The organism is Streptomyces sp. DG1A-41 (assembly GCF_037055355.1).
Lineage (GTDB): Bacteria > Actinomycetota > Actinomycetes > Streptomycetales > Streptomycetaceae > Streptomyces.
The window spans coordinates 7,503,830-7,527,778 of the sequence record NZ_CP146350.1 but is presented as its reverse complement, the minus strand read 5'-3'; the positions used below and the strand labels follow the sequence as shown (position 1 = coordinate 7,527,778).

16 protein-coding genes and 2 pseudogenes are annotated in these 23,949 nt (G+C 68.4%); 8 read left to right on the top strand and 10 right to left on the bottom strand.

Annotation, left to right across the window (positions count from 1 at the left end):
- The first annotated feature begins 46 nt into the window (after positions 1-46).
- From V8690_RS35015 to V8690_RS35005, 3 genes are all read left to right on the top strand, one after another.
- On the top strand, positions 47-1,414 hold the full coding sequence (locus V8690_RS35015; RefSeq protein WP_338784075.1) for a ferric reductase-like transmembrane domain-containing protein: 1,368 nt from the start codon (positions 47-49) through the stop codon (positions 1,412-1,414).
- 37 nt (positions 1,415-1,451) lie between these two features.
- Entirely contained in the window at positions 1,452-1,934 is a 483-nt protein-coding gene (locus V8690_RS35010; protein WP_338785558.1) for an FMN-binding protein, read from the top strand.
- A gap of 79 nt (positions 1,935-2,013) precedes the next feature.
- Positions 2,014-2,814 (top strand): FAD:protein FMN transferase, encoded by an 801-nt coding sequence (locus V8690_RS35005; RefSeq protein ID WP_338784074.1) that lies wholly within the window; start codon positions 2,014-2,016, stop codon positions 2,812-2,814.
- 620 nt (positions 2,815-3,434) lie between these two features.
- Here V8690_RS35005 and V8690_RS35000 read toward each other — a convergent pair.
- From V8690_RS35000 to V8690_RS34965, 8 genes and pseudogenes are all read right to left on the bottom strand, one after another.
- The gene (locus V8690_RS35000; protein WP_338784073.1) at positions 3,435-6,371 is read right to left on the bottom strand and encodes a discoidin domain-containing protein; all 2,937 of its coding nucleotides are present in this window, start codon (positions 6,369-6,371) and stop codon (positions 3,435-3,437) included.
- 92 nt (positions 6,372-6,463) lie between these two features.
- On the bottom strand, positions 6,464-7,936 hold the full coding sequence (locus V8690_RS34995) for a glycoside hydrolase family 32 protein (protein ID WP_338784072.1): 1,473 nt from the start codon (positions 7,934-7,936) through the stop codon (positions 6,464-6,466).
- A 100-nt stretch (positions 7,937-8,036) separates the two neighbouring features.
- Complete coding sequence (locus V8690_RS34990; protein WP_338785557.1) at positions 8,037-10,334, bottom strand: glycoside hydrolase family 3 N-terminal domain-containing protein; 2,298 nt, start codon at positions 10,332-10,334, stop codon at positions 8,037-8,039.
- 155 nt (positions 10,335-10,489) lie between these two features.
- The gene (locus tag V8690_RS34985; protein WP_338785685.1) at positions 10,490-10,675 is read right to left on the bottom strand and encodes a hypothetical protein; all 186 of its coding nucleotides are present in this window, start codon (positions 10,673-10,675) and stop codon (positions 10,490-10,492) included.
- A gap of 130 nt (positions 10,676-10,805) precedes the next feature.
- Positions 10,806-11,045, bottom strand: a pseudogene (locus tag V8690_RS34980) (carbohydrate ABC transporter permease); the annotation flags it as partial.
- 336 nt (positions 11,046-11,381) lie between these two features.
- Positions 11,382-12,359: a sugar ABC transporter permease gene (locus V8690_RS34975; protein WP_338784071.1), complete on the bottom strand. Its 978-nt coding sequence runs from the start codon at positions 12,357-12,359 to the stop codon at positions 11,382-11,384.
- Between the two features lie 57 nt (positions 12,360-12,416).
- Positions 12,417-13,715: an extracellular solute-binding protein gene (locus V8690_RS34970; protein ID WP_338784070.1), complete on the bottom strand. Its 1,299-nt coding sequence runs from the start codon at positions 13,713-13,715 to the stop codon at positions 12,417-12,419.
- A gap of 392 nt (positions 13,716-14,107) precedes the next feature.
- Entirely contained in the window at positions 14,108-15,115 is a 1,008-nt protein-coding gene (locus tag V8690_RS34965) for a LacI family DNA-binding transcriptional regulator (RefSeq protein WP_338784068.1), read from the bottom strand.
- Positions 15,116-15,656: 541 nt separating this feature from the next.
- On the opposite strand from V8690_RS34965, the gene V8690_RS34960 reads away from it, so the two are divergent.
- Entirely contained in the window at positions 15,657-18,215 is a 2,559-nt protein-coding gene (locus V8690_RS34960) for a GH32 C-terminal domain-containing protein (protein ID WP_338784067.1), read from the top strand.
- A gap of 54 nt (positions 18,216-18,269) precedes the next feature.
- Here the strand turns inward: V8690_RS34960 and V8690_RS34955 are convergent.
- A pseudogene (locus tag V8690_RS34955) lies at positions 18,270-18,488 on the bottom strand (amino acid transporter); the annotation flags it as partial.
- A gap of 572 nt (positions 18,489-19,060) precedes the next feature.
- Positions 19,061-19,801 carry a GntR family transcriptional regulator gene (locus tag V8690_RS34950; RefSeq protein WP_338784066.1) on the bottom strand — a complete coding sequence of 247 codons (741 nt, stop codon included), beginning with the start codon at positions 19,799-19,801 and terminating at the stop codon, positions 19,061-19,063.
- Between the two features lie 212 nt (positions 19,802-20,013).
- Here V8690_RS34950 and V8690_RS34945 point away from each other — a divergent pair, with 212 nt between their 5' ends.
- The 4 genes from V8690_RS34945 to V8690_RS34930 are packed head-to-tail and all read left to right on the top strand — an operon-like array spanning position 20,014 to position 23,940.
- Positions 20,014-21,171 carry an extracellular solute-binding protein gene (locus tag V8690_RS34945; protein WP_338784065.1) on the top strand — a complete coding sequence of 386 codons (1,158 nt, stop codon included), beginning with the start codon at positions 20,014-20,016 and terminating at the stop codon, positions 21,169-21,171.
- Positions 21,168-22,064 carry an ABC transporter permease subunit gene (locus tag V8690_RS34940; protein ID WP_338784064.1) on the top strand — a complete coding sequence of 299 codons (897 nt, stop codon included), beginning with the start codon at positions 21,168-21,170 and terminating at the stop codon, positions 22,062-22,064. Before V8690_RS34945 ends, V8690_RS34940 begins: the two co-directional genes overlap by 4 nt.
- Positions 22,052-22,867 (top strand): ABC transporter permease subunit, encoded by an 816-nt coding sequence (locus V8690_RS34935; RefSeq protein ID WP_338784063.1) that lies wholly within the window; start codon positions 22,052-22,054, stop codon positions 22,865-22,867. The genes V8690_RS34940 and V8690_RS34935 overlap by 13 nt, the downstream gene beginning before the upstream one ends.
- Positions 22,868-22,869: 2 nt before the next feature.
- Entirely contained in the window at positions 22,870-23,940 is a 1,071-nt protein-coding gene (locus V8690_RS34930; RefSeq protein WP_338784062.1) for an ABC transporter ATP-binding protein, read from the top strand.
- The last annotated feature ends 9 nt before the right edge of the window (positions 23,941-23,949 follow it).

Below are 23,949 nucleotides of genomic sequence, written 5' to 3'. Positions count from 1 at the left end.
GGCGTCGAGGCACCGCACGGCACCGCGAGTCGACGAGAGGAGCCCCGTGGCCACCACATCCACACACAGCCGCCATGCAAGGACGCGCTCCCCTCAGCGCGCCCTGCCCTCCCCCCACACCGTTCCCGTCGTGGCCCAAGTACTGGTCTATGCAGGAGCCGCAGCGGTGGTGGCCCTGTGGTGGATCGACACCACCTCCGTGGTCGGCCTCGCCGGATGGCTCACCAACGCCGGCCGGGTCACCGGCCTGCTGGCCGGTTACGCCTGCGCGGTGCTGCTCGCGTTGATGTCTCGCTTTCCCCTGCTGGAGCGGGCCGTCGGCTCGGACCGCCTGGCCCGCTGGCACGCGCTGGGCGGCCGCTACACCATCTCGCTGACGCTCACCCACACCCTGCTGATCACCCTCGGCTACGCGGCGAGCGCCCACGCAGGCTTCGTCAGTCAGACCACCACGTTCGTCCTCACCTATCCCGACATGCTCAAGGCCACGGCAGGCTTCCTCCTCCTGGTCGCCACCGGCATCATCTCCGCCCGCGCCGCCCGCCGCCGACTGAGCTACGAGACCTGGCACTACCTGCACTTCGCCACCTACCTCGCCATCTTCCTGGCCTTCTTCCACCAGCTCTCCAACGGCGCCGACTTCGTCGCCCACCGCCCCGCCCAGCTCGCCTGGTACGCCCTCTACATCGGCGTGGCTGCGCTGCTGGTGTGGAACCGCTTCCTCACCCCGGTGCGGCGGGCCCTGCGGCACCGGCTGACCGTGACCGAGGTGCGGCCCGAGGCGCCCGGCGTGGTGTCGGTCTTCATGTGCGGCCGGCACCTGGATGAACTGGGTGCCGAGCCCGGTCAGTTCTTCCGCTGGCGTTTCCTCGCCCCCAGGATGTGGTGGACGGCCAACCCCTACTCGCTCTCCACACCGCCGAACCCGGACTACCTGCGGATCACCGTGAAGGCCGTCGGCGGCCACAGCAAGGCGCTGGCCAGGCTCCGGCCAGGCACCCGGGTGTGGGCCGAGGGGCCCTACGGTGCCTTCACGGCGGCCCGACGCACGGCCCGAAAAGTACTGCTGCTGGGCGGCGGCGCCGGCATCACCCCGCTGCGCGCGCTGTTCGAGACGCTGCCCGGCCAGGTCACCCTGGTCTACCGGGCGCGCCGCCCGGAGGACCTGGCGCTGTGGCAGGAACTCGACGCCATAGCGGCCGATCGCGGGGCAACCGTGCACTACGTGGTCGACGAACCCGCCCAGTACTCCTCGCCACTCACCGCGGGCGGGCTGGCCACCCTCGTGCCCGACATCGCCGAGCGCGACGTCTACCTGTGCGGGCCACCGGGGATGACGGCCGCGGCGATACCAGCCCTGCGCGGGGCCGGGGTACCACGCCGCCGCATCCACCACGAATCATTCGCGTTCTGACCGGTCCGAGCACCCTGAAAGGAGCAAGATCATGGCAATGCGCCGAGCCGCCCTCCTGACGACATCAACCGTTGCGGGCCTGGTCCTGCTGCTGTCCCTCAAACCACACCACACAGCCCTGCCGCTACTGGCCGGCTCCGGCGGTGGCGCGGTCTCCTCGCCCACGCCGGGCTCCAGCTCCGGCCAGCCGAGCCACTCCAGCCGCCCCAGCGGGTCGAAGAGCTCCGGCACCGGGGGCGGAGCCACCGGCACGTACACCGGTGCCGTCGAGCAGACCCCCTACGGCCCGGTCCAAGTCGCCGTCACCCTCTCCCACGGCAAACTGACCAACGTCAAAGCACTGCGGACTCCGAGCGCCGCGTCGCGCAGCCAGGCGATCGCCGACTACGCCGTGCCTACCCTGACCCGGGAAGCGCTGGGTGCGCAGAGCGCGCAGATCCAGGCTGTCTCCAGCGCCTCCTACACCAGCGAGGGCTATATGCAGTCACTCCAGAGCGCCCTGGACAAGGCCGGTGCCTGACATACGCGAGGTGTACCAAGTGCACAGGGCTTCCACGGGATCCGAGAAACCCGCGCCGCTGCGTCACGTCGAGCACGCCATGGGAACGGTCTTTTCCTTCGACATCCGTGACACGCCCACGTCCGCCATCCGCCGCGCCCTTGAGCAGGCCGTGGCATGGCTGCACCGGGTGGACGAGGTCTTCTCCACCTACCGTTGCGACAGCCAGATCTGCCGCCTGGTCCGCGGCGAGATGAACCTCGCCGACTGCGATCCCGAAGTCGCCGAGGTGCTGCAGCTCTGCGAGAGCGCCGAGCGCATCAGCGGCGGCTGGTTCAGCCGCGCGCCCGGCGGTCGCCTCGACCCCACCGGCATGGTGAAGGGCTGGGCCATCGAACGCGCATCAGAGATTCTGGAGCGGGCCGGGGCGCGCAACACCTGTGTCAACGGTGGCGGCGACATCCAACTGCGCGGCGAGTGCGCCCCCGGCGTGCCATGGCAAGTCGGCATCTCCAACCCCCTGCAACCACGCGACCTCTGCACCATCGTCACCGGCCGGGACCTCGCCCTCGCGACCTCCGGCACAGCCGAGCGCGGCGCCCACATCCTCAACCCGCACACCGGTCGCCCGGCGGCCTCCGGACTGCTCTCGATCACCCTGGTCGGCCGCCACCTCACCGACATCGACGCCTACGCAACGGCTGCCTTCGCCATGGGCCCGAGCGCACGCCAATGGATCGAATCCCTGCCCGGTGTCGATGCCTTCGCCGTCACCTCGGGCGCCCGCGCCTGGTGGACCTCCGGCTTCCCGGACAAGGCCCCGTCCCAGCGTGGCTCGGCCGAGGGGGCCCCGGACCGCGTGCCCCACACCCGGAGTGACACCGATTCTCACCGATATTGATCACGACGAAGCAATCGCGGGTGGCTCCCGAGTGGTGGGGTACCCGATCAACGACGAGGTGGAGAGGGTGCTCGGGTCGGCCGAGGCGGTCGGCGAGCCCGCCACGGTCACGTTCATGTTCCGAGATCATCGACGGCACCCCTGTCCAGATGGAGTTCGGCTGGTGAGCCGCCGGCAGCTCCTGCGACGAAGCTAATCCTCGTCCTGTTCATCAGGCTCGGCCGGACGGTCGTAGGCGCTCAGGAGTTCTTCAATGCGCTCAGCCCGAGCCTCACTCGCCAGAGTGCTGGCCGACGCTGACGGACTCCTTCGTGCGCGCGTCGAGGGAGCCCAGTAGGTCGAGGTCGAAGCGTCGCCGCCCCAGTGACCAGACCCATTGCTGCAGCGAGCCTTCCGGGTCGCGTCCAGTGCCTCGGAGGCAACCAGCCCGAGCACGGTCGGCTGTGCGCGAAGCATCCCTGTATAGGCCTGGCAGTCACAGCCGAGCGCATCCATCATCTGGGAAGTGCCTCCAGCCACTGCGGGAACAAGGACATCAGCAATCCCTATCCTCGCTGGCCAGAGGCACTTCCTCAGCGTCGGGGGCAAGGCCGGCGGTCGCCCTGCATGAAAGCCCGAGGTCAGTTGTAGACGTTGAATTCTGCGACTGACCACCAGCTACGCGCAACATTGCCGGTATTGACGATCTTGATGTAGCGAGCTGTCTGCGTCGGGAAGGAAATCAGGTGGACTCGTTGGCCGTCCGCTACGGACGTGACCTCGGTCCAGTCGGTTCCATCCGTGGATACGTATACGTCTGCGCTCCGCGCATAGTCGCTGACACTGCCGCCGACATCCAGCACAATCTTGCTGAAGGTCTGCGTTTGCCCCATGTCCACTTGGATCCAGAGGCCGTCGTACTGCCCTGTTCCGGAGCTGTACCGGGTGTCGGAATTGCCGTCGAGCATGTTTCCGGGCGCATCCCACTGGCTTGCCTCCGAAGCCCTTGCGGTCCAGCCCGTCCGAGGCAGCGCAGGACCAAGGTCTATGACGTCGAACGATGATCCACCTGCGTCTGCTCCGCTGGCCCCCTTCACGGAAACCGTGACCTTCCCCGCCGGAAGCCCCTTCGGAACGTAGGCGCTGATGCTCGTGTCCGACCAGGTGTCTATTTCGGCATAGCTCGATCCGAAATACACCGTACCCAGCCCCTGTGCATCACCGAAACCAGACCCGCGAATCGTGAACTTGGAGCGCGGCATTCCTCGTTCCGGCTTCAAATCGCTGAAGGTCGGCGATGGGAAGCTCGAGAGCCTCTTGGTGGTGAACATCGCCGAGGTGCCGCTTGGCAGCGTATAGGTGTACGAGCCGTCGGTGGACATCTTGAAACTCTTGCTGTCGGTGGTCCCGTTGAATACTACGGTGACCTGCTCCCCTTCCTTGCTGGTCCAGTTCTTCAACTGGAGGCCGTTCGGTATCGCTGCCGGAGCTGTGATCGAGCCGGTTCCACGCGCAGACCCGTACACCTCGATGTCGCCGATGGCCCACCAGAAACCGGATGCCGCGGTACTGACGATGCGAATGTGCTGTGCCGTTCGGGTCGGCAACGGGACGGCTATCTTGCCGATGCCACCGCTGCCGCTCGCAATCGCGCTGCCCCAATCGGCTCCGTCGTTCGAAACGTATATCTGGTACCTGGTGACGTAGTCGAACGAATTGTTCACGCCGGTGTCGATGACGATCTTGTTGAAGCTCGTGGGGCTCCCCAGGTCGATCTGGAACCAGTCGCCGCTCGTCGTCCCGTGCCCGAGACTCCACCTGGTGTTGATGTCGCCGTCGATCGCGTTCGCGGCCACCCCCCAGTCCGGCTGCGCGGAAGCCGTGGCGGTCCACTTGCCACGGCTCAGCGCCCTTCCGGTCGTCTGGACGGAAGCTCCGATCGGAAGGGAGTACGTGACCAGCTTGTTTCCGGTACGGATGGCGTTCTGGTAGGGCAGCAGTGCCGGATCGTACGTGACGGTGACCGGGCCGGACGACGACGTGAACGTGAAGTCGTGTGTCGGGTCCGAGACCTTGGTCGCTGCGGGGGTACGGCCGCTCTGCGCAGGCCCGGAGTACGTGAAGGTGACGGCGTCGCCGGCGTTCAGGGTGTAGTCGAACGAGTGTGTCCCGTCCGCGACGCTGAAGGTCTTCGCGGCGCTGCCCGAGTTGTGGGCGATCAGCACCTTCGATCCGTCCGGGTTCCGGAACGCGACGTTCTCTATGCTTCCTTCGCCGAAGGTGTTCGAGTAGATCCGGCGTGCTCCGGGCTTGACGAACCTGCTGGCGTGAGCGAGGGCGTGGTAGTCCACGTTGTAGGACACCCGCCCGTCGGCCGGGTCGATCGTGAGCAACCCCCGAAGCATGGGTATGCCGGCCGTGTCGCTGTTGAGCGGGCCCCGATCGGGGTCGAGTGCGATGTTCCACAGCATCACCCCGTTTGCCCAGTTGCGCGTTCCGTTGATGATCCACGTTCCCAGTGCTTCGCTGAACGCCGTCTGGTCGCTGTCCTGCCAAACGCCTCCGGTGGCTTCCGTGATGAAGGTTTCCTTGCTCGGGTAGTCGTTGTGGACCACTGTCTGGTAGTTCGGGTTGCCGCTGTAGATGTGCCATCCGGTTCCCGCGGTGTACTTGGAGGCTGCGGGTTCGCTGAAGATCGTCTCGGGATACGAGGGCACGTCCCAGTTGTGGTCCCAGGCCAGGATCTTCGTGGAGATTCCGTTGGCTTCGAACGCCTTGCCGATCTCCTGGATCAACTCGGCTTCCTGGTAGGCGGACAGGAACATTCCGGGCCAGGTGGGAGTACCCATGGGTTCGTTCTGCGGGGAGATGTAGGAGATGGGCACGCCGGCTTCGCCATAGGCGTGGATGAACTTGACGAAGTAGTTGGCCAGCGCGGAGGTGTACTCGCTCTTGAGGGTGCCTCCGATCATGGAGTCGGAGGTCTTCATCCAGCCTGGTGGGCTCCACGGGTTGGCCATGATCTTGATGGACGGGTTGAGTGAGATGGCCTGCCGCAAGGCCGGAATGATGTACGGCACGTCATGCTGGACAGAGAAGTTGGACAGCGTGGGGTCCGTTTGTCCCGCGGGCATGTCGTTGTAGGAGTAGTTCCCGGACGCGTTGAAATCCGTGGCGCCCATCGGAGAGCGGAGCAGGCTGAGGCCGATTCCCTTCGAGGGATCGAACAGCTTCTTCATCAGCTTGGTCCGCTCGGCGGTGGACAGCTTGTCGATGAGCCAGGCGGAGGAGTCGGTCATGGCCGCGCCGAAGCCTTGGACCTTCTGGTACTTGACGCTGTCGTCGACCTTGATCGTCAGCGGGTTGGCCGTTCTCTTCGCCTTGAACAGCACATCGTCCTGGCCGGCGACCCACTTGTCGGCCGATACGTCCGTCAGCCACACACGGACGGAATCGTCACGTGAGGCTTGCTTCAGCTGCGGGGCGGCGATGGCGTTCCCGGAATACTGGGTCCAGGCGGCAGCGACACCAACGGCGGTGGCCAGGAACTGGCGTCGTCCGAGACCGTATGACCTCATGGAAGATCCTCCTTCGGACCTGCTTGTTCAGTACTTGGGAGAGCGGGTGGGACACGTTGCCGAGGTGGGGGATCGACCGGTTGGAGTCGGTTCTACGGCGACGCCGGAGCCGGCTCTTCGGCGCCGGTGCCCTGCTCATTGATCACGAGCGGGTGCAGTTCCCACGCGTCGACCGCGAAGCCGAGGCGCGTACCCGGGGCGGTGCGGGCCTGAAGTCGCCACGGGCTCTGCCCCGTGGGGTAGAAGCGCAGGGTGAGGACCTGGCCGGTGGTGATCAGGAAGATTTCGGCGATGGAGTGGTCGACGACGACGCGCAGGTCGACGGGCCGGTCTGGCGGGCAGGGCATCCGGTGGGAACCGCCGCGGGCCCGGCTGTCCAGTGAGGCGTGGTCACGGTCGACGACGAGTTCGCCCGCGTCTACGTCGAGACGGATGTCGAGGTACTCGGAGCCGTCCGGGGTGGTGAGCAGCCGCAGGCCGGCGTTTCCGGTCGGCTCCAGACGGGCCGTCAGGTCGAAGGCGGGGCCCACGGTGCCGAGGTCCACCGGCTGCGAGCCGTGCGTCGCGCCTGTGGCGGTGATGGTGTGTCGGCCGCGCAGGGCGAGCAGTTCGGTGGCGGGCTGCTGGCGCAGTGTGCCGTCGTCGTGGACGTGGATCTCGCGGGGCAGGGTGAGGACCCCGGCCCATCCGTCCGCGACGGCCCAGGCTTCGTCGCGGGCTTCCCACGACCAGCCCCACAGCAGCCACCGGCCGCCCGGTGCCCGCAGCAGGGCGGGGGCGTAGCAGTCGGGGCCGTGGTCGACGGGCACCGCTGAGCCCGCCTTGAAGTGGCCGTCATGCTCTTCGCCGATCAGGGCCGCGACGCTCTGCGGACCGGTGGGTTCGGTCCAGGTGCTGAAGAGGAGGGCGCCGCGCCCGTCGGCTGCCGGGAGGTATTGCGGGCATTCCCAGCCCTCCCCGGTGAGCAGGTCGGTGCCGCCGATGGGCTCCGGATGGCGGGTGGCGAAGGGCCCCCGGTAGGCCCAGTTCTCCAGGTCGGGTGAGTCGTAGAGGAGGGCGGCGGCGCGGCCGTCCGCGAGGGCGGCGCCGACCAGCATCCGCCAGCCGTCGCCGTCCTGCCAGACGTACGGGTCGCGGTACATGGTGCAGCCCTCGGGCAGCTCGGGGATGACCAATTCACCACTCGGGCTGAACGTCCGGCCGCTGTCTCGGGAGACGGCGCGGGTGACCGGCTGGTGCTGGAACGAGCGGTCCTCGCGGTGCGCGGAGTAGAAGGCGACCAGCCATTCGCCGTCGGAGACGGCGTTGCCGGAGAAGCAGCCGTCGACGTCCGGGCCACCGGGGGTCGGGGACAGGGCGATCGGCAGCGGCTCCCAGGTCAGCAGGTCGGGGCTGCGGAAGTGGCCCCAGTGCATGTTGGCGTGGTTCGCTCCGTGCGGGTTGTACTGGTAGCACACGTGGTAGTGGCCGTCGTGGAAGACCAGCCCGTTGGGGTCGTTGATCCAGTTGCGGGGCGGGCGCAGGTGCGCGACGGGGAAGTGTGGATCGCGGGGTGGGGTGGACACACGCGTGCCTTTCGGTATGACAGGGGACCGCCCCGCCGGCCCTCTGGTTCGCGGGGCGGCGGGCCGACGGGGCGGTGGTCTTCAAGCCTGTGTGCGGCCTTCAGGTCCGGATGCGGAATTCCACGCTCAGCTGTTGCTCCCGCCGTGAGCTGGGGCCGACGCGGAGTGCGAACTCGCCTGGTTCGACCACTCGGCGGTTGTCGGCTGTGACGAGAGTGCACTGGGAGGCAGGGATGCTGATGCGGACGTCCAGGCTTTCGCCGGGAGGTATGTCAACCTGGGTGAAACCCTTCAGCTCCTGCTCGGCCCAGGTGACGCTGGTGGTCAGGTCGCTGACGTATGCCTGGACCGTTTCCACGGCCCTGCGGCTGCCGCTGTTGGTGAGCCGCACCGTGGCGTCGACGGTGCCGTCGGCGGAGACCTCCGCATCGTGCACGACCAGGTCGGAGTAGGTGACCGTGGTGTAGGTGAGGCCCTCGCCGAACGCGAACAGGGGGTCCTGGGTGAGATCCGCGTAGCGGCTCCCGTGCTGGCCTCGCACCTGGTTGTAGAAGACCGGTTGCTGTCCGACGTGACGTGCGAAGGAGACCGGGAGCCGGCCACTGGGATCGACGAGTCCGAGAAGTAGTTCGGCGACGGCGCGGCCACCGCGCATGCCCGGGTTGAACGCCTCGATGAGGGCTGCCGCGTTCAGTGCCGACTCCGGGAGGGTGCTCGGCTTGGACTGGGCGAGTACGACGATCATCGGTGTGCCGGTGGCGGCGACCGCGTCCAGCAGCGCGATCTGGCCTCCCTGGAGGTCGAGCGTGGCCGTGGAGCGCACCTCGCCGGTGAGGGCGATGGTGTCCCCCACGACCACGACGGCGTAGTCGGCCGCCTCCGCGGCGGCGGTGGCCTCCCGAAGCTGTGCCTGGTCGACCGGGGCGGGGGTGAAAACGGATGGCTGCGGTTGGCCGTCGGGCCCGAGGGACCACTCGGAGTCGGAGGCGGGGCTTTCGATGTCGGCTCCGCGGGCGTACGTGATGGTCCAGTCGGCCGGCGCGACGGCGCGCAGGCCGTCGAGCACCGTCTCCACCGACTCGCGTGGATGCCCTTCGGGCATCCACGGGACCTGGCCGGTGGCACCCGCCCAGTCGCCGAGCATGGCCTCCGGGCTGTCGGCGTTGGGGCCGATGACCGCGATCGTCCGCTGCTTGCCTCGGCTCGCGGCGCGGCCGGTTCCGTCCGAGGTCAGCCTGCCTTCGAGGGGCAGGACCCCGTCGTTGCGCAGCAACACCAGGGAGCGACGGGCGGTCTCCAGGTTGAGGTCGGCGTGTGCGCTGCAGCCGATCACCTGCGCCTGCCGCTCGGGGTCGGGGGCGCGGGGGTCCTCGAAGAGCCCGAGCTCGAACTTCAGCCGCAGAACCCGCCGTACCGCGTCATCGATCTGCTTCTCTTCAATCAGGCCGCGGGCGACCGCCTCCTGGGCGCCCTCGAAGAACTGCGGCGTGGCCATGATGAGGTCGTTCCCGGAGTTGACGGCGACCGCCGCCGCCTCGGCGTAGTCGGCGCAGGTCCGCTGGTCGTAGACCATCCGGCCGACGTTGTCCCAGTCGGTCACCAGCGTCCCGGTGAAGCCCCACTCGCCCTTGAGCACGTCGTTGATCAGCCACTGATGCGCCGTGATGGGCACCCCGTCGATGGACTGGTAGCCGAGCATGAAGCCGCGGCAGCCGGCCCGTACCGCCTGCTCGAAGGGGGGCAGGAACCACGAGCGCAGCTTGCGGGGGCTGAGATCGGCTTCGCTGGCGTCGCGCCCGCCCAGGGTTTCGGAGTAGCCCGCGAAGTGCTTGGCGTACGCCAGCACGGCTGTCGGGTCGCTGAGGCCCTCACCTTGGTAGCCGCGCACCATGGCCGCCCCGAGTTCACCGATCAGGAACGGGTCCTCGCCGAACGTCTCGTTGATCCGGCCCCAGCGCAGGTCCCGGGTGATGCACAGCACCGGGGAGAACGTCCCGTGGATTCCGGTCGCCGCGATTTCGGTCGCGGCCGCTCGGGCGACTCGGTGGAGCAGGGAGGGGTCCCAGGTGCAGGCCATGGCCAGCTGGGTCGGGAAGATGGTCGCCCCCGGCCAGAACGAGTGGCCGTGGATGCCGTCGTCGGCCGTCAGCAGCGGTATGCCGAGCCGTGTCCGCCGGGCCAGTTCCATGGCCTGCGGCATGAGGTCGGGAGACACATGCAGGACTGCCCCGGCCAGCTTGGCCGACACGATGTCCGCCAGGTCCCCGTGTTGTGCGTCGAGCATCAGCAGCTGCCCGACCTTCTCCGGCAGGGTCATCCGGGACAGCAAGTCGTCGGTTCTCGCTTCCACGGACGCTTCCGGATCCAGGTACGCGGCAGAGTGGTCCGGCTGTCCCACGGTGTTCTCCAAGAGATGAGTCGTCACAGATCAGAGAGTTGATGGGCGACGGTGAGTGCTTCGTCGCGCGAGCGTTGCCGCCCGGCGCGGCGGGGCTCGCGTGCCGTCCGTCCGCCGCTCTGGGCGGGGCCGGTGCGACACAGGGCGGCGGGCCGTCACTTCAGGCCGGTGGTGGCGATGCCGGCCACGAACTGTCGCTGGAAGAGCAGGAAGACGATCATCACCGGCAGCAGGACGACCATGGCGCCGGCGAGCAGGATGCCGAAGCGGGTGAAGGACTGTCCGCTGCTGGCCAGGGCGAGGCCGACGGGGAGGGTGTACTGGCTCTCGTTCTGGGCCACGACCAGGGGCCACAGGAAGTTGTTCCAGGAGCCGAGGAAGGTGATGATCCCGAGGGTGGCGAGGGCCGTTGGTCAGCGGAAGGATGATCTTCGCGAAGATGGCCAGTTCGCGGCAGCCGTCGACGCGGGCGGCGTCGATCAGTTCGTCGGGCAGGGTGGAGATGAACTGCCGCATCAGGAACACCCCGAAGGGCGTGGCCAGGAACGGCAGGATCAGCCCGAGGAGGGAGCCGGTCAGCTGCATGTTGGCCACCAGCACGTACAGCGGGACGAAGGTGACCAGGCCGGGGATCATGAGCGTCCCCATGACCAGCAGGAAAACGGCGCGCTGCCCGCGGAACTCCAGCTTGGCCAGGGCGTATCCGAGCATCGAGCAGAAGATCAGGTTGCCCGCGGTGACGGCGAGGGCCACGATCACGGAGTTGGCGAACATGCTCGTGAAGTCGAGCGTGCTGAACAGCTCGCCGTAGTTGGCGGTCGTGGGTGCCGTGGGTATCAGGACGGGCGGGACCCTGCGGATGTCGGCCTCGGGCTTGAACGACCCGGACAGCATCCACAGGAACGGCGCGATCATCAGCAGCAGGGCGCCGGCGAGCGGTAGGTACAGCCAGGGCTGGCCCCAGGTCCGGCGGATGCGGCGGCGCCTCAGGGCGCGGTTCGTGCCCGGTTGTGGCGTTCGGAGAGTGGAGAGGGTGCTCATGAGGCATCAGTCCTTGTCTCGCAGCACGCGGAACTGCAGCACGGTCAGCGCGACGATGAGGACGAAGATGACGTAGCCGGCGGCCGACGCCATCTCGTAGTTGCCGTTGCCGAACTGTTTGTAGGCGTACAACGTCGCCGACAGGGTGGAGTCCAGCGGTCCGCCATCGGTCATCACGAACGGCTCGTCGAAGAACTGCAGATAGCCGATGCCGGTGGTCACGGCGGTCAGCAGCAGGGCCGGCCGCAGGAGCGGGAAGGTGACCCGCCAGAACCGCTGCCAGGGCCCGGCGCCGTCGAGTTCGGCCGCTTCCATCAGGGACTGGGGGACGGACTGCAGACCCGCCAGCATGATGATCATGACCGTGCCGAGGTTGCGCCACACCGCCATCACGATCATGACGGGCAGGGCGAAGCGGGTGTCCGCCAGCCAGGCCGGACCGTCGATCCCGAACCAGCCCAGGACGAGGTTCGCCAGTCCCGCGCGAGGTTCCAGGAGCGTCTTCCACACCACGGCGACGGCCACGATGCTGGTGATCACCGGCAGGTAGAAGCCGACCCGGAAGACGGCCCGGAAGCGGCGGATGCCCCGGTCGAGGGCAACCGCCGCTGCGAGCCCGGCGGCCAGGGTCAGGGGCAGGGCCACCAGGACGAACACGGCCGTGTTGCGCAGGGCCGTGAAAAACTGCGGGTCCTCAAAGAGGCGTACGTAGTTGTCGAAGCCGACGAACGACACGTTCAGCGGTGTGCGCAGGTCCGCGCTCTTGGTGTCGGTCAGGCCCATCAGCAGCGACCACACCACCGGCAGCAGCATGAAGGCCAAGAACAGCGCGAGGAACGGGGCGGCGAGGACCCAGGCGGCCCGGGCCTGCCTGCCGCGCGCCGTGCTACGGAGCCCGGAATGCCGGCGATCGGCACTCCGTTCCGACCCTGCGGTGCCCTGCTCGTGGGTGTCGCCCCGCTCGGGAAGCGTTTTCGTGGACATGGATGTCATCCGTCCGTACGAGGGTTGTCCGTACGAGGGGTACTCACGCGGCGGCGCTCAGCGGCCGGTGCCGATGCTGGTGGCCTTGGACTGCAGCGTCTTCTGCACCTCGGCGACGGTGGCTTTGCCGAGGGTCAGCTTCTCCAGTTCGGAGTCGATGGTGTCGGCGATCTGCTGCCAGGTCGTGATGGCGGGCGGCGCCTTGCTGACCTCGAGCTGCTCGGCGAACGCCTTCAAGTTCTCGTCCTCGGTCAGCTTCCCCTCGGTCCACGCCTGGGGCGAAGGAGGCAGGCTGCCGGTGGCCTTGGAATAGGTCGCGAGGTTGGCGGGCTCGGTCAGGAACTGGGCGAACTTCCATGCCGCGTCGGGGTTCTTGGCCTCCTTGAACACCGCCAGGTCGGTGCCGCCGGCGAACCCTGCGGGCTGCTTGGTGTACGGCGTCGGCATGGTCTTCCACTTGCCGTCCAGCTGCGGAGAGTCCTTGTGGAAGGTGCCGCCGGCCCACGCGCCCTCCTGGTAGACGGCGGTCAGCCCGTCCTGGAAGCTCTGCACGTTGTCCGCCCTGTCGGTCGGCGCCAGGCCCTGCTTCGGAACGCTTGCGTAGTTCTCCAGCGCCTTGGCGACCTCCGGCGTGTCGAAGGTGAACTTTCCGGTCTTGGCGTCGTAGATGTCACTGCCCTGCTGCCAGACCATCGGCAGCCAGAAGATCCAGGAGTTGAAGCCCATCACCAGCCCGCTGGCGTGGCGCAGCTTGGGGTTCTCCTTGCCGGCGGTGGCCTGGATGGCCTTGAGATCCTTCAGGTATCCGTCCCAGTCGCCCGCCAGGGCGCCCTTGATGCCGGCCTTCGCCGTGAGATCGGTCCGGTAGTAGACCGCTTGGGTGTCGGCGATGAACGGGACGCCGTACGAGGTGTTCTTGTACTTGGTGGTGTCCCACTGGCCGGGGTAGAAGTCCGAGGACTTGATCGACGTCGGGGTGGCCTGAAAGCCGTTCAAGGCGGCCATCTCGGCCATCCAAGTGCTGCCCACCATGGACATGTCCGGTGTGTTGCCGCCGGCTATCGCGGTGGTCAGCTTGTCGTGGGCGCCGTCCCACGGGACCGCGGTGATCTTGACGTCGGCGTCCGGGTTCTCCTGCTCGAACTTCTTGGCCAGCTCCTTCAGGTCTTCGTCGGGGTCACCCAGGGACCACATGACCACCGTCCCCTTGGCCTTGCCCGCGGCTATCTCGGCGGGTGCGTCTTTGCCGGGGCCGGAATCCTCGCTCCGGCCGCAGCCGGTGGCCACGAGGGCTGCCGTGAGGGTGACGCACAGGGTCTGGACGGTTCTGACAGCGTGACGGGTAGTGATACGCATGATGCGGCTCCTTGCCGTTGAGCGAGACAGGCGCGGGGGGGCGGCGAAGGGTAGGAAGGGGCGGGCGCCCGGATGGGCCGACCCATGAGTGGGCAGCCTCTGTGGTGCGGCGGCGGTCCCTCGCGGGTCGGCGTGGGAGCGTCCGACGCGGAGTGGGTAGCGGCCGGGCGGGATGTGCCAGGCGCCCCTTCGGTGTCCCGGATCGGGAAACGCGCGGGCGGAAAGTGCAGGTGGGCGGTGCCGCGTGAACGCAGGCGCAACCGCGGGATGTTGTGAGGAAGGCGAGGCCGAAGAGGTTCGCCTGGGTTTCAAGGAGACGGGGGCGGTGCGTCACCGGCAACGCACCGCCCGGCCGCGAGGCGCCATCACTTACGCATCGCGATGACGTCGCGTCAGTTCGAGCTCGGCTCCAACGTCGAGCCACGGATCACGAGGCTGGTGGGAACGATGCGCGAGGGAGCGGCCTCCGGCGATCTGCGCACGTGGTCGAGCAGCAGACGAGCCGCCGCCTCACCCATTTCCCGCATCGGCTGACGGATGGTGGTCAGCGCCGGATAGGTGTACGACGCCACCTCGACGTCGTCGAACCCCACCACGGCGACATCCCGCGGAATTTCAAGGCCGGCCTCGTGCAGGGCCGCGATCACGCCGGCCGCCAAGGGGTCGTTGTGCCCGAAGACCGCGTCGAACTCCACGCCGTCCGCGAGAGCTTGCGCCACCGCGCTCCGGCCGTCGTCGAACAGGAAGTCGCCGCAGATGATTCTGCGCGGCTCGAGTTCGATCCCGGCCTGCGCATACGCGTCGACGAAGCCGCCCAGCCGTTCCTGCGTGCAGCCGTACTCATCAGGACCGGTCACCACCAGAGGGCGACGACGGCCGATGTCCAGCAGGTGGCGCGCCGCCTGCTCGCCGCCCTCCCGGTTGGTGGTGGCCACGTAGGGGAATCCCGGCCGCTGGAAGCGGTCGTCGATCAGCACCACCGGCAGTCCGGCCTCGTGCAGTTCCGTGATGGATCCCAGGGCCCCCTCGGGCTCTATCACCAGCAGCCCGTCGAACGACTTGGCAGCGACCTGCAGGCCCAGCCTGCGCAGTGACTCCTCACCGCGGTTCCAGGTCAGCATCCGCAGCCCGAAGCCCTCGGCCTCCAGCGTTTCGACGACCGCCTGCACTATGCCGGCCCAGGCCCAGGCCAAGTCAGGGACCAGCATCCCGATCATCTGGGTCGTGCCGCGTGCCAGCCCCACGGCCCCCGCGCTCGGCACATAACCGAGCTCCGAGATCGCCTTGCGGACCTTCGAGACGGTGTCCTCGCTGATCTCGCCCTTGCCGTTCAGCACCCGCGAGACCGTCGTCTTGCTGACCCCGGCCCGCGAAGCCACGTCGGCGATAGTGACTCCCATGTCACCTCCCTCCCTTCCTGCAGAGGCGGAAGACGTCCTCCCGCTCCCAAGGGCCTGATCGTACAGAGACCCGTGCAACCGGTACCGGCATCGGTCCCGGAACCGGTTTCGGGACCGGTCCCGGAAGTGAAGCACCGCGAGGCCCTACCGGTCAACACCCCGGAAACAACTCGTTAACGCGGCCGGTCCCGGTCTCGCACGACGCCGCGGAAGCCTGCCGGTTGCCACCCAAGTCACCACTCTGACCTGCGTGTTTGCCGACCTCACCCCGTCATGGCCGAACTCGTTGGTGCGGTTCGCGACCGCCGACGATGCCCGACGGACCGCAGGCCCGTACCGGAGCAATCACGCCCGCACCGTTGACGCACCGGCCGGACTGCGCTTCATAATCGGGCACTCGCTGTCATCGATGACACATGTCGTCGTTGACACCCCAGTCGGCTGCGTGGACGTCGACGCCGCTGGGGTGTCACTTTTCGGTCCGTCCGCGCCGGGGCCGCAGTCAGCGCTGCGCCGACGAGCCGCGGGACTAGGAGACACCATGAGCTCTGCACGCGCATCCCGGCATGCCCGCATACGGGTGATGGCGGCGGTGGCGACCATCTACGCCCTGTCCGCCGCCCCGCTCGCCCCCCGGGCCGTCGCTGCGGACACCCCGCCGTACACCGAGACCTACAGACCCCAGTTCCACTTCACTCCGGAGAAGAACTGGATGAACGATCCCAACGGCCTCGTGTACTACAAGGGCGAGTACCACCTCTTCTACCAGTACAACCCCAACGGCAACTCCTGGGGCGACATGTCGTGGGGGCACGCGGTGAGCCGGGACCTCGTGCACTGGAAGGAGCTGCCTCTCGCCCTGTCGCACGACGACGAGGAGATGGTGTTCTCCGGCAGCGCGGTCGTCGACTGGAACAACACCACCGGCTTTGGTACCGAGAAGAACCCGCCCATGGTGGCGATCTACACCAGCGCCTACAAGAACGGCGGCAAGCAGGCCCAGTCGCTCGCCTACAGCACCGACCGCGGCCGCACCTGGACCAAGTACCAGGGCAACCCCGTCATCGACATCGGCTCCAACAACTTCCGCGATCCCAAGGTCCAGTGGTACGCGCCGACCAAGAGCTGGCTGATGACGGTCTCGCTGTCCACCGAGCACAAGGTGCAGTTCTACTCGTCCAGGAACCTCAAGGACTGGAAGCTCCAGAGCGAGTTCGGGCCGGCCGGCGCGACGGGTGGCGTGTGGGAGTGCCCCGACCTGTTCCCCCTCGCGGTCGACGGGGACAAGAACAACATCAAGTGGGTCCTGGTCGTCAACATCAACCCCGGTGGTATCGCGGGCGGTTCGGCCGCCCAGTACTTCATCGGCGACTTCGACGGCAGGAAGTTCACCGCCGAGGACAAGGGCACCCACACCCCGCCCTCCGGCACGGTGATGCAGGACTTCGAGGGCACCGACTTCGGCGCGTGGACGGCCACCGGCACCGCGTTCGGCGACGGACCGGCGGCCGGGGCGGTGGCAGGGCAGGGAACCGTCGAAGGCTTCGACGGCAAGGGCCTCGCCAACAGCTTCCACGGCGGCGACGACGCCACCGGCACCCTCACCTCCCCCTCCTTCACCGTCAACAGCCCCTACCTGAACTTCAAGATCGGTGGCGGACGGCACCCGCACGAGGCCGGAACCGTCCTGGACACGACTCCGCCCGAGGGGACGGTCCTCGCCGACTTCGAGGGCGGAACCTACGGCGACTGGACGGCGACCGGAGACGCCTTCGGCACCGCACCGGCCACCGGCACCCTCCCCGGCCAGGGACAGGTCTCCGGCTTCCTGGGCGACGGACTGGTCAACACCTACCTGAACGGCGACTCCACCACCGGCACCCTCACGTCGCCCGAGTTCAGCATCGACAGGAAGTACATCAACTTCCTCATCGGCGGCGGCAACCACCCGGCTGACTCCGACAACCCCACCGCCGTCGAACTCCTCGTGGACGGCCAAGTCGTCCGCAGCTCCACCGGAAAGGACGCCGAGGCGCTCAACTGGTCCTCCTGGGACGTCAAGGACCTCGCCGGCAAGAAGGCGCGGATCAGGATCGTCGACGACAACACCGGCGGCTGGGGCCACATCAACGTCGACCACATCATGCTGTCCGACAGCCAGGCCCAGCGCGTCTCGCAGGAGACGTCCGTCAACCTGATCGTCGACGGCGAGGTCGTCCGCAGCGCCACCGGCGCCGACAGCGAGAACCTGGACTGGGCGTCCTTCAACATGCGCCCCTACCTCGGCAAGAAGGCGCGGATCCAGATCGTCGACATGAACACCGCCGGCTGGGGCCACATCCTGGCCGACCGGTTCACCGCCGCGGACAAGCCCGCCAAGTCCGTCGTACAGCGCGCCGACTGGGCCGACTACGGCAAGGACTACTACGCGGCGGTGTCCTGGGAGAACGCACCGGGCGGCAAGCGTTACATGATCGGCTGGATGAACAACTGGGACTACGGCCAGTCCATCCCCACCTCCCCCTGGCGCGGCGCGCAGAGTGTTCCCCGGGAAATGGCACTGCGCACGATCAACGGCCAGATCCGGCTGACCAGCACCCCGGTGGGCAGCCTGGAGTCCCTCCGGAACAAGCGCCCGGCCACGGCGTCCGCCGTCACCGTCAAGAGCACCTCCAAGCCCCTGATCGGCCGCGCAGCCAAGGGCAGGGCGCTCGACATCGAGGCGACCTTCTCCCTCAAGGACGCCGAACGCTTCGGCCTGAAGGTGCGCACGGGTGCCGGGGGCGAGGAGACCGTCATCGGCTACGACACCACGACACAGGAGCTGTACGTCGACCGCACCCGCTCCGGCGTCGGCGACTTCAACAGCACCTTCCCCGGCGTCCAGACAGCACCACTGAAGCCCGAGAACGGCAAGGTCAAGCTGCGGATCCTCGTCGACTGGTCATCCGTCGAGGTCTTCGGCGGCAACGGCGAGGCCGTGATCACCGACCAGATCTTCCCCGACCCCTCCAGCACCGGCGTCGAGGTCTTCGCCGAGGGCGGCACCGCCACCCTCGACCACATGCAGGCGTGGCAGCTGAAGTCCATCTGGCGGTGACAAGCCGCAGGTCCGCGGGCCGGTCGCCCAGGGGCGGCGACCGGCCCGCGGCTCTCGGCATGCTGAGCCGTCCTCGGCGAAGACCAGCGGGTGAAGGTCGATGTCTCGGCCGTCCAGATCCGTTACGACGAACCGGATGGGCCGCCAGTCCAGGCTCTCTGCGAAACCCATGCCGGACAAGGCTGCCATGACAGCGGCTTCGTGATCCTTCCGATGCATCAAGTCCAGGTCGCGATGCCCCCGGGTCCGCTCGCCAATCAGAGCATCGATCCCCAACCTCGCCGCGATGGACGCCGCCGACCTTGACGCAGGACCTGCTGCGGATGCACTGCTGCGACTACTCGACGCCAGCAACCGGACAGCCGGGCGATAACCTGTCCTGCTCCAGAAGATCAGCCTGCTGCCCACTGATGCGCACACCGACCCGAACGCCATGCGCCGGTCGCCGACCGGCTGAAGCGGGTGATCCAGCGCGGTCAGGCGACCGGGGAATTCGACGGCAGACTCTCACCGGACTGGCTCGTCGCTGTCACCATCAACCTTGGCCACGCTGCGGGCGGCGAGGTCGGCGCCGGCCGGATGTCCAGCGAGGAGGCAGCTGAAGCACTCCACACCAGTCCGCTCCGCGTGTTGGGCGCAGTCGCGCCGACGGGAACCCCGGCAAAGGACCTTCAGCCGCCGTAACGCCGGCCTTTGAAGGTCTCTAGCGGGTGTCCCACCATCACCACCGACCGCCTGGTCTGCATCAAGTAACGCCTCACTGTGCGAGGGCGGTACCGCGCCAGTCACAGCACGGCGCGGTGCCGCCCTTCGGCATTTCCTGCGGGTCCGAAGCGGCTCCTTCGCTAATCCGACGTGTTGCGCGCCAGCGCGTTGCTCCCGGTCGAGTTGTGCACACTGAAGCTCACGGCGTCCGAGCGGTAGCGGTCGTCCGACCACTCCACCGGGCGCCCCTCGCGCGTGGTCGTGATCCTGCGGACCCTCAGCAACGGGCTCGTACGGCGGATGCCGAGCAGTTCGGCGTCCTGGGCGCCGGCCGCGACCGCGTCGATGACGTGCTCACCGTAGGCGAAGACCAGGCCTGTGTCGTCGTAGAGGCGCTGGGTCACGGAGGGACAGTCGGGCTCGATCGCCTGGACGGCCGGGGAGATCCAGTCCGCGTACACCGTGCGTTCCAGCAGTACTGGTTCGCCGTCCAGGCCCCGCAACCGCAGGACACCCAACACCGGAGTTCCTTCCCGGAGTTGCAGACGTACGGCGTCCTCGGCCGTCGCCGGCCGGTACTGCTGGGCGATCACCTGCCCCGTCGCCTCGTGGCCCATCGCGCGCGCCCACTGGGCGAAGCTGCGCAGCTCGGCGAAGCTCTGGCTGCGCCGGCTGGCCAGCACCACGCGGCGGGCGCCCTGCCGGGAGCCGATGAGGCCCTCGGCGGTGAGGGCCGCGACGGCCTGGCGGACCGTGCCGCGCGAGACGCCGTAGTGGGCGGCGAGTTCCGTCTCGGAGGGCAGCCGGCTGCCGACGGTGTACTCCTCGCGGTCGATCGCCCGCCGCAGTTCGTCGGCGATCTGCTCGTGTCGCGCCGTCATGCGTCCCCTCTGAGTCGGCCGCTGTGCACAGGGTGAGCAGCCTAGCCGAGATCCGGCAGGGGGCCGTGCCTGGTGGGAGGGCAAGCAAATCTAGGGGAAACCTTGTGCCGGAGTTCACGGCCAGGACATCTACGGCGGGCCTACTTGGGGCCAACTTGTTCAGACAAGTCCTCCACGCCTTCTGATTCCGCGCGCGTCCCCCTGGAGCAGCCGTGTCCGTGTCCCTGCCGAGAACAGCCGCCCTGGGCGGTTCCCTCGCCGCCGTCGCCGCCCTCGCCCTGAGCGCCTGCGGCGCCGCCCCCGACAATGCGTCGACCAGCGCCGACGGCAAGAGCGCCGCGACTGCCGCCTCCGCCGCCGACTTCGGCGGGATGGACAAGCTGGTCGCCGCGGCGAAGAAGGAGGGCACGCTGCACGCCATCGCGCTGCCCCGCGACTGGGCCAACTACGGCGCCCTCATCGACGGTTTCCAGAAGAAGTACGGCATCAAGGTGGAGGTCGAGAACCCGGACGCTGCCAGCCAGGACGAGATCAACGCCGTCACCTCGCGCAAGGGCCAGGACCGGGCGCCCGATGTCCTCGACCTCGGCAGCTCCTTCGCGCTGAGCGCGGCCCAGCAGGGGCTGCTCGCGCCGTACAAGGTGCAGGGCTTCGCCGACATCCCCGAGGGTCAGAAGGACGCGCAGGGCCGCTGGTACAACGACTACGGCGGCTACATCTCCATCGGCTGCGACGCCAAGCGGGTCAAGCAGTGCCCGACCACCTTCGCCGACCTGCTCAAGCCGCAGTACAAGGGGCAGGTCGCCCTCAACGGCAACCCCACCAAGTCCGGGTCGGCCTTCGCCGGGGTGTACGCGGCCGCGCTCGCGAACGGCGGCTCCTTCGACGACATCCAGCCCGGACTCGACTTCTTCGCCAAGCTGAAGAAGAACGGCAACTACACACCCGTCGAGTCGACCCCGGCCACCGTCGAGAAGGGCGAGACGCCCATCAGCATCGACTGGGACTACCTCAACGCCGGGTACGCCGACGAGTTCAACTCCAAGGGGCTGGACTGGAAGGTGACGGTCCCGAGCGACGGCAAGTTCGCCCAGTACTACTCCCAGGCCATCAACAAGGACGCCCCGCACCCGGCAGCCGCCCGCTTGTGGGAGGAGTACCTCTACAGCGCCGAGGGCCAGAACCTGTGGCTCAAGGGATACGCCCGCCCGGCGCTGATGGCGGCCATGGAGAAGGCCGGCACCCTCGACAAGGCCGCCGCCGCCAAGCTGCCCAAGGTCACCGGTACGCCCACCTTCCCGACCGAGGCCCAGCAGAACAAGGCCAAGACCGCCCTCGCCGAGGGCTGGGGGAAGGCCGTCTCCGGATGACCGCCACCCTGCCGAGGGCCGGTGCGGTGCCCGTCGCTTCGGTGAAGCGGCGGGGCCGCACCCCCGGACTGTTCGCCGTCCTTCCGCTGCTCGTCTTCACGGCGATCGCCTTCGGGCTGCCCGCCGTCGCCATGCTGAACGGCGCGTTCAGCGTGAAGGACCAGGCCACCGGTGCCGCGTCCTACAGCCTGGCCAACATGACCACCTCGCTGCGCGGGCCGTACCTGACCGCGCTGCTCGGCAGCGTCAAGCTGTCCGCCGTGTCCGCCGCCATCGCCGCCGCCGTCGGACTGCCGCTCGCTCAGGCCGTGGTGACCTCCCGCTTCCGTGCGCTGCGCGAGGCCGTGCTCACCGCCTCCGGAGTGCTCGCCAACTTCGGCGGCGTGCCCCTGGCCTTCGCCTTCGTCGCCACGCTCGGCAACGCGGGTGTGCTGACCCGGCACCTGGGGCTGGCGGACGCGGGCTGGGACCTCTACAGCTTCTGGGGACTGGTGATCGTCTACCTGTACTTCCTGATCCCTCTGATGGTCCTCACCACCACCCCCGCCCTGGAGGGCCTGCGCTCCCAGTGGCGCGAGGCCTCACACAACAACGGCGCCACCACTCTCCAGTACTGGCTGCACGTCGCCCTGCCCGTGCTCGCGCCCTCGCTGCTCGGCGGGTTCGTCCTGCTGTTCGGCAGCGCCTTCGCCGCGTACGCCACCGCCGCTGCCATGGTGGGCAGCTCCGTCCCGCTGGTCACCCTGCAGATCGCCGACGCGCTGTCCGGGAACGTGCTGGTCGGCCAGGAGAACGTGGCCCTCGCCCTCAGCCTCGACATGGTCCTCGTCGCCGGCCTGGTCATGGCCGTGTACCTGCCCCTGCAACGGAGGAGCGCGCGATGGCTCGCCTGAACCTGTGGCGCTGGGGCGTCCTGGCCTGCGCCGGACTGTACTTCCTCGTTCCGCTGGCCGCGTCCGTCGTCTTCACGGTCGACGTGCCGGACCAGGGCATCACCTTCGACGCCTATACCCGGATCATCTCCACCGGCGGCTTCGCCTCCAGCCTGCTGCTCTCCCTGGAGCTCGCCGCCACCACCATCGCCCTCGTCCTGGTGCTGATGGTGCCCGCCATGGTCGCTCTCCGACTCGGCGCGCCCCGGCTGCGGCCGATCGTCGAGGTGGTCTGCGCCCTGCCGCTGGTCGTGCCGCCGATCGCGTTCGTCGCCGGCATCGGCACCGTCCTGAAGTGGGGCCCCGACCACCTCTCGCGCACCCCCCTGTTCCAGACCTTCGTGGCGATCCAGAACCCGAGCTTTCCGTTCGTACTGGTCCTCGCCTACGTCGTGATGGCCCTGCCCTTCGTGTACCGGGCGCTGGACGCCGGGCTACGCGCCATCGACGTCCGCACCCTCGTGGAGGCCGCCCGCAGTTGCGGGGCGAGCCGGGCGCAGGCGCTGCTCAGGGCCGTGCTGCCGAATCTGCGCGGGGCTCTGCTGAACGCCTCCTTCCTCACGCTGGCGCTGGTGCTCGGTGAGTTCACCGTCGCCCAGTTGCTCGGCTTCCAGCCGTTCGCCGTGTGGATCGTGAACGTCAGCGGCTCACAGGCCCAGCTGTCCGTCGCCGTCTCCGTGCTCAGCCTGCTCGTCACCTGGGCACTGCTCCTCGCGCTCGCCGGAGTCGGCGGGCGTACCCGAACCGCTTCCTCCCGGGGATGAACATGACCGCCACCACGCTCGAGAAGGCAGCCACGAACCAGGCTGCCACCGTCGAATTCCGCGGACTGCGCCGCGAGTTCGGTACCACCGTCGGCCTCGACGGACTCGACTTGACCGTGCGGCCGGGCGAACTGCTCGCGCTGCTCGGCCCGTCCGGCTGCGGCAAGACCACCGCCCTGCGCATGCTCGCCGGATTCGAGCAGCCCGACGCCGGTGAGGTGCTGGTGGACGGCCAGGACGTCACCCGCGTCCCGGCCCACCGCCGTGACGCCGGGATGGTCTTCCAGTCGTACAGCCTCTTCCCGCACCTCAACGCCGTCGACAACGTCGCCTTCGGGCTGCGCATGCGCAAGGTGAGGACAGTTGAACGGCGTTCCCGCGCCGCCGAGTTGCTCGACCTGGTGGGCCTCGGCGACAAGAGTGACCGCTACCCGCACCAACTCTCCGGCGGGCAGCAGCAGCGCGTCGCCCTCGCCCGTGCGCTCGCCCTGCGCCCGCGCGTGCTGCTGCTCGACGAACCGCTGTCGGCGCTCGACGCGAAGGTACGCCTGACCCTGCGCGAGGAGATTCGCCGCCTTCAGCAGGAACTCGGCATCACCACCCTGTTCGTCACTCACGACCAGGAGGAGGCCCTGTCCATGGCCGACCGGGTCGCGGTCATGCGCGCCGGGAAACTCGAACAGTGCGCTGTCCCGGCCGAGTTGTACGGCCGTCCCGCCACCGCCTTCGTCGCCGAGTTCGTCGGCACGATGAGCCGGATCCCCGGGCGGCTGCACGGCACCTCGGTCGAGGTCCTCGGGCAGCGGCTCCCCGTCGACGGGGAGGCACCCGCGACAGCGGACGTGGATGTACTGGTGCGGCCGGAAGCGGTCCACGTGGCTGCGGACGAGCACGGCGGCGCCCGTGTGGTCGCCACGGCCTTCCTCGGCGCGGCCACCCGCCTCACCGTACGGCTCGCGGACGGCACCGAGGTCAAGGTCGACCTGCCCACCCACGAGGCCGCCGCGCTCGGCGCCGGGACCGCCGTACGAATGTCGCTGCCCGATCGGCCGGTGCTGGTGGCCGAACGCTGACGCTCATCG